This window comes from Halomonas sp. SpR1 (assembly GCF_031010175.1).
Classification (GTDB): domain Bacteria; phylum Pseudomonadota; class Gammaproteobacteria; order Pseudomonadales; family Halomonadaceae; genus Vreelandella.
Genome location: NZ_JAUAMB010000020.1, coordinates 16,069 through 30,912, shown reverse-complemented (window position 1 = coordinate 30,912; position 14,844 = coordinate 16,069). Strand labels below are relative to the sequence as shown.

Annotated in this window: 11 protein-coding genes and 2 tRNA genes; 3 read left to right on the top strand and 10 right to left on the bottom strand. The window is 54.0% G+C overall.

What is annotated here, in order from left to right; all coding sequences use genetic code 11:
- Nucleotides 1-74: 74 nt before the first annotated feature.
- The 6 genes from odhB to sdhC all read right to left on the bottom strand — a co-directional run bounded on the left by odhB (nucleotide 75) and on the right by sdhC (nucleotide 8,152).
- A complete protein-coding gene (gene odhB / locus QT231_RS14645) occupies nucleotides 75-1,658 on the bottom strand; it encodes a 2-oxoglutarate dehydrogenase complex dihydrolipoyllysine-residue succinyltransferase (protein WP_308337590.1) in 1,584 nt (527 codons plus the stop codon).
- 38 nt (nucleotides 1,659-1,696) lie between these two features.
- Complete coding sequence (locus tag QT231_RS14640) at nucleotides 1,697-4,531, bottom strand: 2-oxoglutarate dehydrogenase E1 component (RefSeq protein WP_308337633.1); 2,835 nt, start codon at nucleotides 4,529-4,531, stop codon at nucleotides 1,697-1,699.
- Nucleotides 4,532-4,919: 388 nt separating this feature from the next.
- Nucleotides 4,920-5,630: a succinate dehydrogenase iron-sulfur subunit gene (locus QT231_RS14635; RefSeq protein WP_308337589.1), complete on the bottom strand. Its 711-nt coding sequence runs from the start codon at nucleotides 5,628-5,630 to the stop codon at nucleotides 4,920-4,922.
- A 27-nt stretch (nucleotides 5,631-5,657) separates the two neighbouring features.
- Entirely contained in the window at nucleotides 5,658-7,430 is a 1,773-nt protein-coding gene (sdhA, locus tag QT231_RS14630) for a succinate dehydrogenase flavoprotein subunit (RefSeq protein WP_308337588.1), read from the bottom strand.
- 3 nt (nucleotides 7,431-7,433) lie between these two features.
- On the bottom strand, nucleotides 7,434-7,781 hold the full coding sequence (gene sdhD, locus QT231_RS14625) for a succinate dehydrogenase, hydrophobic membrane anchor protein (RefSeq protein WP_308337587.1): 348 nt from the start codon (nucleotides 7,779-7,781) through the stop codon (nucleotides 7,434-7,436).
- Nucleotides 7,775-8,152, bottom strand: a complete 378-nt coding sequence (sdhC, locus tag QT231_RS14620; RefSeq protein ID WP_308337586.1) for a succinate dehydrogenase, cytochrome b556 subunit — start codon at nucleotides 8,150-8,152, stop codon at nucleotides 7,775-7,777. The genes sdhD and sdhC overlap by 7 nt, the downstream gene beginning before the upstream one ends.
- Nucleotides 8,153-8,656: 504 nt before the next feature.
- Between sdhC and gltA the strand changes: the two genes are divergently transcribed.
- Nucleotides 8,657-9,943, top strand: coding sequence for a citrate synthase (gltA, locus tag QT231_RS14615; protein WP_308337585.1), 1,287 nt, complete (start codon nucleotides 8,657-8,659; stop codon nucleotides 9,941-9,943).
- A gap of 618 nt (nucleotides 9,944-10,561) precedes the next feature.
- Here the strand turns inward: gltA and QT231_RS14610 are convergent.
- The 3 genes from QT231_RS14610 to gltX all read right to left on the bottom strand — a co-directional run bounded on the left by QT231_RS14610 (nucleotide 10,562) and on the right by gltX (nucleotide 12,431).
- Nucleotides 10,562-10,637: transfer RNA gene (locus tag QT231_RS14610), tRNA-Glu, on the bottom strand.
- Between the two features lie 99 nt (nucleotides 10,638-10,736).
- A tRNA-Ala gene (locus QT231_RS14605) sits at nucleotides 10,737-10,812 on the bottom strand.
- A gap of 134 nt (nucleotides 10,813-10,946) precedes the next feature.
- Nucleotides 10,947-12,431 (bottom strand): glutamate--tRNA ligase, encoded by a 1,485-nt coding sequence (gltX, locus tag QT231_RS14600; protein ID WP_308337584.1) that lies wholly within the window; start codon nucleotides 12,429-12,431, stop codon nucleotides 10,947-10,949.
- 304 nt (nucleotides 12,432-12,735) lie between these two features.
- Between gltX and QT231_RS14595 the strand changes: the two genes are divergently transcribed.
- Nucleotides 12,736-13,260, top strand: a complete 525-nt coding sequence (locus QT231_RS14595; protein WP_308337583.1) for a helix-turn-helix domain-containing protein — start codon at nucleotides 12,736-12,738, stop codon at nucleotides 13,258-13,260.
- A gap of 5 nt (nucleotides 13,261-13,265) precedes the next feature.
- Here the strand turns inward: QT231_RS14595 and QT231_RS14590 are convergent, their stop codons facing one another.
- Entirely contained in the window at nucleotides 13,266-13,862 is a 597-nt protein-coding gene (locus QT231_RS14590; RefSeq protein WP_308337582.1) for a hypothetical protein, read from the bottom strand.
- A gap of 140 nt (nucleotides 13,863-14,002) precedes the next feature.
- Here QT231_RS14590 and QT231_RS14585 point away from each other — a divergent pair, with 140 nt between their 5' ends.
- Nucleotides 14,003-14,815, top strand: coding sequence for a sulfite exporter TauE/SafE family protein (locus QT231_RS14585; RefSeq protein WP_308337581.1), 813 nt, complete (start codon nucleotides 14,003-14,005; stop codon nucleotides 14,813-14,815).
- Nucleotides 14,816-14,844 lie beyond the last annotated feature (29 nt).

Sequence of the window (14,844 nt, the reverse complement as noted above, 5' to 3'; positions counted from 1 at the left end):
GTGCAATTGCAGATATATCCTGGTTAAGCCGTAGCGTAATCAATCACTATTACAATCAATACGACGCTTATGCTTTAGATATCCAGCAACAGACGTGCCGGGTCTTCCAGCAATTCTTTCAAAGTGACCAAGAATTGAACGGCGTCTTTGCCGTCGATCATACGGTGGTCGTAAGAGAGCGCCAGATACATCATCGGGCGAATCTCGACCTTGCCGTTGATTGCCATCGGACGATCCTGGATTTTGTGCATGCCCAAGATAGCGGTTTGCGGCGGATTGATGATCGGGGTCGACATCAAGGAACCGAAGGTGCCGCCATTGGTGATGGTAAAGGTGCCGCCGATCATGTCGTCCATGCCCAGCTTACCGTCACGACCACGCTTGCCGAAATCAACAATCGTGCGCTCGACGTCAGCAATTTTCATGCTGTCGGTGTCACGCAGTACCGGCACGACCAGACCACGATCGGTGGATACGGCAACGCCGATATCCTGATAGCCGTGATAGACGATGTCGGTGCCGTCGATGGAGGCGTTCACATCCGGATAACGCTTGAGCGCTTCTGAAGCCGCTTTAACAAAGAAGCCCATAAAGCCCAGCTTGATATCGTGAGCTTTTAGGAACGTATCTTTGTATTGCGCACGCAGGGCCATGATTTCAGTCATGTCCACTTCGTTGTACGTGGTCAGCATCGCCGCAGTTTGCTGCGCTTGAACCAAGCGCTTGGCGATGGTTTGACGCAGGCGGCTCATGGGAACACGCTTCTCGACGCGCTCACCTTCGGCAGCCGGTGCAGCGGCTGATTTCGCCGGTGCGGCAGCAGCTTTCGCAGTTTTCTTGGCGGAACCATCTTTAACCGCTTTCTGAACGTCTTCCTTCAAGATGCGGCCACCTTTGCCGGTGCCCTCAATCTTGGCAACATCCAGATCATGCTCGGCAACCATTTTACGCGCAGCCGGGGCGAGGATCTTGTCGCCCACTTTCTCATCGGCGCCATCGTCATCGCTGCTGTCTGCTTTTGCGGACGCTGATTCGCTGCCGCTATCGTCACCGCTGTCGCCACCCGCGCCTTCGGTGAAGGTCGCAAGGATGGCTTCAGATTCCACCTGGCTACCCTCTTCGGCTTTAATTTCAGCCAGGGCGCCATCGGCCGGTGCCACGACTTCCAGCACAACCTTGTCGGTTTCGATATCGGCCAGCACGTCATCGCGCTTGACCGCTTCGCCGACTTTTTTGTGCCAGGTAGCCACGGTGCCTTCCTGAATCGACTCAGGGAAGCTGGGGGCTTTTACATCATGCTGCTTGCCGCCACCGCTGGCTTTTTTCTCTTCTTTCTTGCCTTCAGATTTCTCTTCAGATTTTTCAGCGCTGTCATCGCCAGAAGATTTCTCTTCTTTCTTGCTGCTGTCGCCAGACGCGCTGCCTTCACCGATTTTGCCCAGCACCTGCTCTGACTGAACGGTATCGCCCTCTTCGGCCATCACGTCGGTCAGGGTACCCGCTTCCGGTGCGACGACTTCTAGCACCACTTTGTCGGTTTCGATCTCAACAATCAGCTCGTCACGCTCAACGCTGTCACCCGGCTTTTTATGCCACGCCGCCACTGTGCCTTCGGCAACGGATTCCGGAAAGGTTGGCGCTTTGATCTCAGTAGCCATGTCGTTTCCCTTATGTGTTCTCTAAATCCAGTGGCCGCTTATAAATTAAAAGCGTCTTCCACCAGCTGGCGCTGCTGTTCAGTGTGGACGGACATATAGCCAGCTGCTGGGGCAGCAGAGGCAGGACGTCCGGCAAATTTCAACTCGCGACCGAGGCCATCTTTAATCATATCGGCCACTGCACGCATATTGTGCTGACTGGAGTACCAAGCCCCCTGATTGAGCGGCTCTTCCTGGCACCACACAATATCCTCTACGCTGGTATAGTCTTGCAGCGCTTCCAGAAGCTCTTCTTTCGGGAAGGGGTAGAGCTGTTCAAGACGTACAATTGCCGTGTCATGACGCTCATTCTCAGCGCGCCACGCGGCTAAGTCGTAGTAGACCTTGCCAGCACATAGCACAACGCGGGTGACCTTCTCCGGCGCGAGATCTGCCTGGTCGGCGAGCACCATGTGGAACTTGCCGTGGGCCAGATCTTCAAGGCTCGACGTCGCTTCTTTATGACGCAGCAGCGATTTAGGTGTCATTACCACCAGCGGCTTCCGCAGCGGACGAATCACCTGACGACGCAGTAGATGGTAAATCTGCCCGGGCGTGGTGGGTACACAGACCTGCATATTGTGTTCAGCACACATTTGCAGGAAGCGCTCCAAGCGCGCCGAAGAGTGCTCAGGCCCCTGGCCTTCATAGCCGTGTGGCAACAGCATGGTTAAACCACACACCCGGCCCCACTTGGTTTCACCTGAGGAGATGAACTGATCCACGACTACCTGGGCGCCGTTGAAGAAGTCACCAAACTGGGCTTCCCAAATCACCAAATCATTTGGCGCGGTGGTTGAGTAGCCATACTCAAACGCCAGCACGGCTTCTTCTGACAAGAAGGAGTCGTGGATAGTGAAACGCGGCTGACCATCGGCCATGTTCTGTAGTGGCACATAGGTAGTGCCGTCTTTCTGGTTATGCACCACCGCATGACGGTGGGAGAACGTACCGCGTCCCACGTCTTGCCCGGTAATTCGGATTGGGTGGCCTTGATCAAGCAGCGTGGCGTAGGCCAGCGTTTCCGCAAAGCCCCAGTTAAGCCCCAAGCCACCGGCCTGCATTTTACGCCGGTCTTCATAAATCTTGGCCACTTGGCGCTGTACTTCGACGCCATCCGGCACCTCGCACATGCGCGCCGCTAGCTGCTGCAGACGCTTCATATCAAAGGTCGTGTCGGCATCGCCAGACCATTCGTGGCCCAGGTAAGGCGCCCAGTCAACGAACAGCGAAGCGTTGGGCTCTTGCACCAGAGCATTGGCAACGTGGTTGCCTGCCACCAGATCATCACGATAGGTTTCGACCATCGCTTTGGCGTCTTCTTCGGAGAGCACGCCTTGCTCAACCAAGCGCTTGGCATATAGCGAACGCGCAGAAGGATGATCTTTGATCTTGGCGTACATCATCGGCTGCGTGCCTGACGGCTCGTCAGCTTCGTTATGGCCACGACGACGGTAGCAAACGAGATCAATCACCACGTCCTTCTTGAACTGCTGGCGATAGTCGAGAGCGACTTGGGTGGCGTGTAGCACTGCGTCTGGGTCATCGCCATTAACATGAAAAATAGGCGCTTGAACCATCTTGGCAATATCAGTGCAGTACTCGGTAGAGCGCGCATCCAGCGGATGCGAGGTGGTAAAGCCCACTTGGTTGTTAATCACAATGTGGACAGTGCCACCGGTTTTATAAGCACGGGTCTGGGACATCTGGAATGTCTCCATCACCACACCTTGACCGGCAAACGCCGCGTCGCCGTGGACGTTGATCGGCAGCACTTTGCTGCCCTCTTCGTCGTTACGGCGATCCTGGCGGGCACGCACCGAACCCTCTACGACAGGTGCGACAATTTCCAGGTGCGACGGGTTAAACGACATCGCCAAATGGACTTCACCGCCCGGGGACATGACGTTTGAACTGAAACCCTGGTGATATTTCACATCGCCTGAGCCGCGCTCGATGACTTTCTTGCCGTCGAACTCATCGATCAAGTCAGCTGGGTTTTTACCCAAAATATTGACCAACAGATTGAGTCGCCCACGGTGCGCCATACCGATGACCACTTCCTTGGTGCCATAACCGCCGGCACGCTGGATAAGTTCGTCCATCATCGGCACAAATGACTCACCACCTTCCAGACCAAAACGCTTGGTACCTGGATACTTGGATGCCAGGTAATTCTCCAAACCTTCGGCGGCCGTCAAACGCTCCAGCACGTGCTTACGCACATCAGGGCTGAAATCAGGCGCACTGCGTACCGACTCAAAACGCCGCTGCAACCAGCGCTTCTCTTCGGTATCGACGATATGCATGATCTCGCAGCCGATGGAGCGGCAGTAAGTGCGCTCCAACGCATCCACGATGTCGCGCAGTGGCGCTTTGTCGATGCCTAAAAAGAAAGAACCGGTTTGGAACTCGGTGTCCAGATCAGCTTTTGAGAGCTGATGAAAGGACAGATCGAGATCGGGGACGGGGGTAGGATTACGCAGTCCTAGCGGGTCAATATTGGCCTTTTGATGGCCACGGAAGCGGTAAGCGTTAATCAGCTGCAGGACTTTTACCTGCTTCTTGTTTTCACCGCTATCGGCAGCGGCGACTACACGGCCCGGACGACTTTCGCGCCCCAACTGGTAGAACTGATCACGGACTGGGCTTAGTGGTACATCGTGGGAGGCACTGCCCTCGGGGCGCGGCAACTGGTCAAAATAGCTGCGCCATTCGTCAGGGACAGACTCAGGATCGGCGAGGTACTGCTCGTAAAGCGCTTCCACGTAGTGAACATTGCCGCCACTAACGTGAGAGGAACGCCACATCAACTCCATTATGCCTTGTTGCATCTCTCGGTCACCCTGCACTGATGGGGTGGTATCGGTATCGTCGCAAAGGTGCGGCGACATCGCTATTGCCCTGCCGGCGGGGCGGGACATTTGCCGGCGGCGCCGGCCAACGGCCGGAAACCCTGTTCGTCTAGCTATTCATCATCTAGCACTTCATGCCACATCTAGCGATCATTCAGTGTTTCTAGCGGTCATACTGTGTTTCGTCTTCAGTTCATGCTCGAAAGCCGGTACCTCAGGCACCGGCTTTCAAACTTGTCTGACCAGCGGTGCGACGTGACGCCGCACCGCGTGACAAACCCTATGATAACAAGCCTAGCGCCATGATTTAAGTGGCATTATTGCCCAACTTAAGTGGCATGCGCTTTTTTACAAATATCTCATAGGCTTAGGTAGCATCAGCAAGTAGCATTTCGCGAATTTTACCAATCGCCCGAGTAGGATTAAGCCCTTTCGGACAAACCGCTACGCAGTTCATGATGCCACGGCAGCGAAACACCGAGAACGGATCTTCCAGGTTGCTCAACCGCTCACGGGTGGCGGTATCACGCGAATCGGCCAAGAAGCGGTAAGATTGCAGCAGCCCTGCTGGGCCCACAAACTTCTCTGGGTTCCACCAGAACGACGGGCAAGACGTTGAACAGCAGGCACACAGAATACACTCATACAGGCCATCTAGCTTGTCGCGTTCCTCCGGCGACTGCAGACGCTCAATAGCCGGCGCGGGCGTATCGTTCTGCAGGTACGGCTGAATACGCTCGTACTGCTTATAGAACAGCCCCATATCGACGACCATATCGCGAATAACCGGCAAGCCTGGCAGCGGGCGCAGGATCAGCTTGTTGTTTTTGACAACGTCTGACAGCGGCGTGATACACGCCAAGCCGTTTTTGCCGTTCATGTTCATGCCGTCAGAACCGCAGACGCCTTCGCGGCAACTGCGACGATATGCTAGCCCGCTGTCTTGTTCTTTCATCATATGAAGAACATCCAGCACCATTACATCGCGGCCTTTGGTATCGACCTGAAACTCCTGCATGTAAGGTGCGGAGTCGGTTTCCGGATTGTAGCGGTATACGGATACCTGAAGATTGGACATAGTGACTCCCTCTCGTCTATGCGGCGTTTAGTAGGTACGAACCTTAGGCTCGAACGTATCAACAGTTTTCGGCTTGAAGTTAACGTCGCGTTTTTTCAGCTCTTTCGTCGCCGGGAAGAACAGCGAGTGCTTCAGCCAGTTGACGTCATCACGGTCTGGATAGTCGTAGCGCGAGTGGGCGCCACGGCTCTCTTTACGCTCAAGGGCAGCGATCGCCGTCGCTTCAGCCACTTCCATCAAGTTATCCAGCTCAAGCGCTTCTACGCGGGCAGTGTTGAAAGCATTGGACTTGTCCGGCAGGTGAGCATTGGCGATGCGCTCACGCAGCAGCGCTAGCTTATCGACGCCTTCCAGCATGTTTTTCTCTTCACGGAATACGCCGAAGGAGGTCTGCATGATGTCCTGAAGCTCAGCCTTGAGCGCAGGAATGCTTTCGCCACCTTCCGACTCGTTCCAGCGTGTGATCCGCTTCATGGCCGACTCAATGTCAGACTCGGAAGCGTCCAGGTACTCAATGCCTTCGTTCAGCGCACCTTCGATAAACATGCCGGCTGCGCGGCCAAAGACTACCAGATCCAGCAGCGAGTTACCGCCCAAGCGGTTGGCACCGTGAACCGATACACAGGCCGCTTCACCACAGGCAAACAGACCGTTAACGATATGATCGTTACCGCTTTCATCCATGGTAATCGCCTGGCCATGAATGTTGGTCGGAATACCGCCCATCATGTAGTGACAGGTCGGTACAACCGGGATCGGATCTTTCGCTGGATCGATATGCGCAAAGGTCTTAGAAAGCTCAACGATACCGGGTAGGCGCTTGCCAAGTACTTCTTCACCCAGGTGATCGAGCTTCAGGAAGACGTGGTCGCCCTTTTCGCCACAGCCACGGCCTTCCAGAATTTCCATGACCATAGATCGGGCGACAACGTCACGGCCCGCCAAGTCTTTGGCGTTGGGCGCATAACGCTCCATAAAGCGCTCGCCATCTTTATTGATCAGGTAGCCACCCTCACCGCGGCAGCCTTCTGTGACCAGCGTGCCCGCACCGTAGATACCGGTCGGGTGGAACTGCCACATTTCCATATCCTGCATCGGGAAGCCCGCACGCAGCGCCATGCCAATGCCGTCACCGGTGTTGATCAACGCATTGGTCGTAGAGGCGTAAATACGCCCGGCTCCGCCGGTGGCCAGTACCGTGGCCTTGGATTTAACGTGCACCACTTCGCCGGTTTCGATACACATGGCAATACAGCCGACCACGTCACCGCTGGCGTTTTTAACCAGATCAACCGCGTACCACTCGTTCAGGAAAACGGTGTTGTTCTTCAGGTTGTTCTGATAAAGCGTGTGCAGTAGCGCGTGGCCGGTACGGTCAGCCGCTGCACAAGTACGTGCTGCCTGGCCGCCTTCACCAAAGTTCTTCGACTGGCCACCAAACGGGCGCTGATAGATACGGCCATTATCTAAACGCGAGAACGGCAGGCCCATATGTTCGAGCTCAAATACCGCTTTCGGGCCTTCTGAACACATATACTCTGCCGCATCCTGGTCAGCGATATAGTCGCCGCCTTTAACGGTGTCGTACATGTGCCAGCGCCAGTCATCGTTCGGGTCATCGGACGCGATGGCACAGGTGATACCACCCTGAGCAGAAACGGTGTGAGAGCGTGTCGGGAACACTTTTGATAACACGGCCGTCTTTTTACCGGACTTCGCCAGCTCAAGTGCGGCTCGCAGGCCGGAGCCGCCACCACCAATGATAATGGCGTCAAACGTCAGGCTACGCAGATTAGACATGTATCAAGCTCCCCACAAAATTTGAATGCCCCACACCAAGTACACGAAAATGCCCAGGAGAATGACAGCTTGGACACCCATGCGCAGGCGAGTGGACTTGAGATAGTCGGTGGTCACGGTCCACAGACCGATCCAGGCGTGTGCCGCTAAGGCGATAAAGGCCAGCAGCGAGAAAATTCGCATCCACGTCTGGCTGAATAGACTGCTCCACGCGTAATAATCGAGGTTCGGGTTAAACAGCAGGAAGGCAACGATAAAGACCGTGTAGAGGGCCAAAATAACAGCGGAAACGCGCTGCATCAGCCAATCGGACAGCCCACTACGGCCAAAACTTGTAATGTTAGTTACCATACCCAAACTCCTGCCAGAATAATCAGAACGGCGCTGACCACGACAGTGATCTGCGCTTTTTTAACGCCGCCCTCAAGGGTTACCCCTATGTCGGCATCCATCAGCAGGTGCTTGATACCTGCTACAAAGTGAAATGCCAGTGCGGACAACAGCCCCCAAGCAATCAACTTAGCCAAAAAATTATTGGCCAGTGCATCGCTAACGGCGTCGAAACCCGCAGGAGATGACAAGGATTTGCCCAGCGCCCAAAAAGCGAAAATCAGGCCAACGAACAGGATGACACCCGTGATGCGGTGGGTAATCGAGGTCAGCGCTGGCAGTGGAAAATGTATGGTGGAAAGGTCTAGGTTTACGGGTCGTTTACTATTCACGGCTTTGTACACACTCTCTTGGTCCGCTCTGAGACAGGTCGGGCATAGCCCGAGCGGGCGGTGGTTTCGGGAAGGGGCTCGGCCGTTGCCAAGTTGGGCACGACCTACTACCTGCCGGTCGCGCGCCGTAGATTATAAGAACCTTCGCCCTCGCTTACAAACCGAACTCAGGCCTAACTCGACTATGGTGCAAGAAAATTATCTTCATCTCGAGTCGATTTTGCGCTGCAGCATGGTTATAGTGGCAAGAGACTAGCAGCTTGATAAGCCTGTTAACAAATTATGTTAGTATGCAGGCCAAAAATCTCTGGCGGCTTGCTACACTGCACGCCCATAATTCTATACAAAAATTACCCACAACAACAATACTTGTACAACCCGCAGCTAGCGCTTAGGCTAATTGACAAAATGTCGCACGCTTCTATAGTGGGCGAGCCTTTTCGCCGGCGCGGTATGCGCAGCAATGACTTTAACGTCCCAACCCGAATTCGAAAGGAGGCCAGCATGGCTGACAGGAAAGCGACATTGACGGTAGACGGTCTGGATAAATCGATCGAGCTACCCATGTATTCCGGCACACTAGGCCCCGACGTCATCGACGTACGCGGCTTAGGCGCCGAAGGCCTGTTCACCTACGACCCCGGCTTCATGGCCACCTCTTCCTGCCAGTCTGCTATCACCTATATTGATGGTGGCAAGGGCGTACTGCTTCACCGCGGTTACCCCATTGATCAGTTGGCCAAAGAGTCTAATTTCGTGGAGGTATGCTACACCCTGCTATTTGGTGAGCTCCCCAACGACGAGCAATACGCGGATTTTGAATCGCGCATTCGTAACCACACCATGGTTCACGATCAAATCAATAACTTCTTTAAAGGGTTCCGCCGCGATGCGCATCCGATGTCTATTTTGTGTGGCGTAGTAGGCGGCTTAGCGGCCTTCTATCACGACCACATGGACATCACTCAAGAAGAAGATCGTGTCATCAGCGCAATCCGCTTGATTGCCAAAATGCCGACGCTGGCGGCCATGTCGCACAAGTACAATGTGGGTCAGCCGTTCAACTATCCGCGCAACGACCTGAGCTATGCAGAGAACTTCCTCTACATGATGTTCAGCAATCCGTGCGAAGAGTACAAAATCAACCCGGTATACGCGAAAGCCATGGACCGCATCTTTATGCTGCATGCGGATCACGAGCAGAACGCCTCCACCTCGACGGTACGCCTGGCAGGTTCTACGGGAGCCAACCCATTTGCCTGTATTAGCGCAGGTATTGCGGCACTTTGGGGCCCCGCTCACGGCGGCGCCAACGAAGCTGTTCTAGCCATGCTTGACGAAATCGGCGAAGACTCCGAAGAGAACATCCAGCGCTTTGTTGATAAAGCCAAGGATAAAGACGATCCGTTCAAGCTGATGGGCTTTGGTCACCGCGTTTATCGCAATTTCGATCCGCGCGCCAAAGTAATGAAAGAGACCTGCGACGAAGTTCTTGCAGAACTCGGCCTGGCCGACGATCCGCAGCTCAAAATCGCCAAGCGCCTTGAGCAGATCGCCCTTGAAGATGAGTACTTCATTGAGCGTAAGCTGTACCCGAATGTCGACTTCTACTCAGGCATCATTTTGAAAGCCATGGGTATCCCCACCAATATGTTCACCGTGATCTTCGCGGTATCGCGTACTATTGGCTGGATCTCGCATTGGCACGAGATGCTCAGCGAAAGCTACAAAATTGGCCGTCCGCGTCAGCTCTATATTGGCCACGAGCAGCGTGACTATCCAAAAAAATAAACCTCCCCGTTTGATAGTACGATCAAAGGCCACCTTCGGGTGGCCTTTTGCGTATGAGCTGATTAACACTCTGGCTCAATAGGCCAGCACGGGCCGCCACAAGCCTTCGCGGCCAATCACTAACCTCCAGATGACTTGAGCAAGCTTTCCCCTTAGAGGCTACCCCTTGCCCTTTCTGAGCCTAGGCCGCTGCGATTGTCAGATGCACCATTGAAGGACTTCAAAAACGCCGAATTCGACCCTATTATCGCTTGACTTTTTTGCTTCTGGATCTGGCTCAGGGTTTTCCACACTATCTGTGGATAACCCTGTTCACAACCACTTCAAAACGTCCCGAAATCGCCATGGGCAGTGGGCCAGCCTTAAATTGGTCATTTTTTAACCTACTTTAAGTTATTGTTTTTAAACAATTTAAGTTCTGTTATAGATTTTTTGCGTCAACAACAAGGGGTTGTGCACAACCTTTAAACCAGAATCGCAAAAGTGGACAAGTCAAGCACAAAATCGTCCAAAAATTGACGATTTGTAGCGCTTTTGTGAACGAGAGGCAGACAAAAAATTAGCAGATGAGAAACTCATTGCCAGGGGAAATAAACGATTAGGAGGGTGCTGAAGTAGTGGCGTCCCATAGGGGGTTCGAACCCCTGTTACCGCCGTGAAAGGGCGGTGTCCTAGACCACTAGACGAATGGGACGTGTGACACTGTCTATTTGGCGCTTTGAAGCAATATAACACTTAAAGCATGACTTCTTGAGCTGCTATCCACACGCTACGATTAAGTAGCCATATGAATTGGTGGAGCCTAGCGGGATCGAACCGCTGACCTCAACACTGCCAGTGTTGCGCTCTCCCAGCTGAGCTAAGGCCCCACATGTCGCGAAGACGGAGCGTATAATACTGATTCCACTGACCTTCGTCAACTGCAAAAACGCCAATTTCCTGAGAATAGGAAATTGGCGCTAACGCTTTATCAATCGCGGTTATGCGACTTCACGAAGCTATTTCACAAAACTATTTCACGAAACTCTTTTTCAAAGCGCTTCGCCTGTTTTTTCGAGACGCCGCCCAATACCTCTATCGCACTGCGCAGGCGTGCCCGGGTAACGTCTGAACCCAGAATCGCCATGGCATCCATGACCGAGGTGCTGGAGGTGCTACCGGTAATGGCAATAAACACCGGCGCCAGAAAGGCTTTCATTTTCAAGTCAAAGTGCTCAGCCAGCGTCTTTACTTCGCTCAGCAGCGCCTCTTTGTGCCAAGCCGAAACGCCCTCGAACCGCCAGACAAGGAACTGAAGCAGTTTGACCAGCTCCTCTTCCTCAAGCTTCACGCTATCAAACGACGCTTTTGTCAGCACAGGTAAACCCGAGAAGAAGTGCCCTGCCAACGGCATCACCTGGGAGAGCGTCTCTACCCGTGGGCGTACCTGTGGCAGTATCTGCTTAACGTAGGCTTCGTTGAAAGCCCAGTCGCGAAGTGCGCGCAACAGTGCGTCGTCGTCCAGGTCTTCGCGGATATACACACCGTTCAGCCAGGTCAGCTTCTCCAGATCAAACACCGGGCCACCTAACGAGACACGCTGCACGTCGAACTCTGCCATCATCTCATGCAGGCTGAATTTTTCGCGCTCATCGGGCATCGACCACCCCATTCGTCCCAAATAGTTGGTAACAGCCTGGGGTAAAAAGCCCATTCGACGGTAGTAATTGATAGAGGTCGGGTTCTTGCGCTTAGAGAGCTTGGATTTATCCGGGTTGCGCAGCAGCGGCATGTGACAAAGTTGCGGCATTTCCCAACCAAAATACTCATACAGCAATTGGTGCTTTGGTGCTGAGTTGATCCACTCTTCTCCGCGCAATACATGAGTGATTGCCATTAGATGATCATCGACCACATTGGCTAAATGGTAAGTGGGCATGCCATCTGATTTAAGTAGAATTTGTGCATCCACCTGCGCCCAATCGACTTCAATAGTGCCGCGCAGCATGTCATTGACCACACAAACGCCTTCTGCGGGTACGTTCATACGCACCACATAAGGCCAGCCTTCCTGCTCACGGCGGGCTTGCTCGTGGCTATCCAGCGCCAAATCAGCCGGTTTTAATGCCAATTGTAGGCCCGCTGCTTTGCGGGTTTCGCGCAGTTCATCCAGCTCTTCGCTAGTGCGGTAACATTTAAAGGCATGCCCAGCATCCAATAATTGCTGGGCGTATTGGGCATAAATATCGCCCCGCTCGCTTTGCCGATAAGGGCCGTGGGGGCCACCAACGTCCGGGCCTTCATCCCATTCAAGACCCAGCCAGCGCAGTGAATCAAGAATCATCTGTTCCGACTCAGGCGTAGAACGCACCCGATCAGTGTCTTCAATACGTAGAATAAATTGACCACCATGCTGACGCGCAAAACACAGGTTAAAAAGCGCAATGTAGGCCGTGCCAACGTGGGGGTCTCCAGTGGGAGAAGGTGCGATGCGAGTACGTACGGTCATGAAAACGTCCTATTGGCAAAAATGCATGGCGATATTATACGCACCTTAGGCGCAACCAACAGCGTTGCCTAGGGAACGACTAGCGCAAGAAAGCGTCAGAGAAATTAACTCAACGTTATTTGTCCACTAATGCGCGCTAAAGCACAATCGCTTAGTATGGCTCTGCAGCAAAACCTTGGGCACATACCCCAAGCTTGAGACAGACCAATAACGTATGTTCATAGCGCCACTATCTATATTAGAAAATATTATTGTAGTGGAAGTCATTCAACGAGCATTTTTCGCTCATTATCAGGAAGACGAAATGGAATCGCTAGGCTCACGTATCAAGCAACTGCGGCTTAGGGCCAAGCTCAACAAAGCTGCCCTCGCGCGCAAAGTTGGCGTGTCAGATGTCACCATTTCATATTGGGAATCTGGGGCGATCAAACAGATCGGTCACGAACGCCTTGTGGCGCTCGCTGATGCCCTCGACTGCTCCCTGGCAACACTGTTGGAAGGTGATAGCGCGCCCGAGCTATTAACGTTGACCCATACCGGCCCCCTCCCCTGGGAACAGGTACAGGCAACAACCATTAAAGTGCCCAGTCATCTCCCGCTGAACATTGACTGGAAAGCACCGTGTGTAATGGCAACACCTGCCCAAGGAACAGATTTTTCACCCGTTAACGCTGGTGACCTTCTGCTACTCGGGCCGACTCATGTGTTTCACAAAGCGGGCCACTATGTAGTGCAACGCGACGATCGTTTCGTCATTGAGCACTTCGCCAAAGCCCCGAGCGACACATCGATTCATGCAGTACTGTTAGCCCATTGGCATCCTGCCTAAAGCGTCTACCTCCCCGGACTCTCTAGCACCTCCACCTGGTCACGCGTTTGCCTTGGCTCACTCCCCACCAAGAAGCGACGTGAGTAGGTGGCCACTTGGCCCAGCCCATGGCGGGATTGTCTAACCAACTCTCCCGCCAGGTGCTGGCCCTGGTGGCCAATAAGGGCCTGAACGGCTTCCGGCTGCACGCTGCCTTCGGAAACTTCAACCCTCACTATATAGCCACCATCGGGCAAGCCACTGCCAGGGCCAAATGGCCCCGCAGCAAACACGCCATCGTCTACTCGTGTTCGCTCGCGCCAACGTACGCTGCTAATCTCACGCTCGACAATAACCTGTACCAGTGTGCCATCTGGTAAGTTGCTTTCGCCTTCCACCATTAGACGCCGGTCGCTACGCAGGGACACATGCGCCACTATCTCGACGGCAAGTGGTGTCACTTCTTCCGTTTCAGCCACTTCTATCTCGGCGGCTGACGGTTCAGGGGCTGAAGTTTGCTCTGCGGTTGCCGCCGTCTCATTCGGTGCGTCTGTTTCACCACAGCCTGTCAGTAGCGCAGCGGTTACCATCAACACGCCAACACTGCTTATTACATTGCGCATACGAACTCCGAAATATTACTTGTTCTGCAGCTTACCACTGCATTGCCGCCACCACAGTGGAATACTCGTTTTTGACCCCGCTGCTGGCAACGCTTCCGGTACAATGTGCTTATCATGCTAACAAGACACTTCTAGGAGCAATGGCTTTGGACATCATTTGGTGGTTGGCTTATGTAGCACTGGGCGGCTTTGTGGGCCTGATGGCGGGTTTATTGGGGATTGGCGGTGGCGGCATTATGGTGCCGATTTTGACATCCCTTTTTGTACTTCAAGGCGTGCCCCACGATCACCTTGCCCACTTGGCATTAGGCACTGCCATGGCGGCCATTATTCCTGCCTCTACCGCTAGCTTATTTTCCCACCACCGGCACGGAGCCGTTCGCTGGGACATCGTGCGCTTTATTACCCCAGGCATATTAGTCGGCACCTTTTTAGCGACTTTTATCGCGGCGCTGATTCCCACGCGAGGCCTTGCCATCTTTTTCGCCTGCTTTATGGTGCTAATGTCGCTTCAGATGCTGGCCAACATCAAGCCCAAACCAAGCCGCGGCCTCCCCGGCCCTATCGGCATAAGCGGTGTCGGCCTGGGCATCGGCGGTATCTCAGCGCTCGTCGCCATTGGCGGTGGTTCACTGACAGTCCCCTTCCTAACCTGGTGCAACGTCAAACTCCCCCGCGCGATTGGCACCTCCGCAGCCGTAGGCCTGCCAATTGCCGTCGCCGGGGCACTGGGCTACATAATCAATGGCTGGTCTACTCAAGGGCTACCCAGTGCGGCTCTAGGCTACGTTTACCTGCCTGCGTTACTGCTAATGGCGCCTTTTAGTATCCTTACGGCCCCCATCGGAGCAAAGTTAGCGCATAAGCTACCCGTCAAACTCCTCAAACGGGTATTCGCGTTTATGTTGATGGGGTTGGCACTGCAGATGGTGTATGCGGTGTTTACGGCGTGAGGAGGAACGAGCCGCTAGGCCTTTTGGGC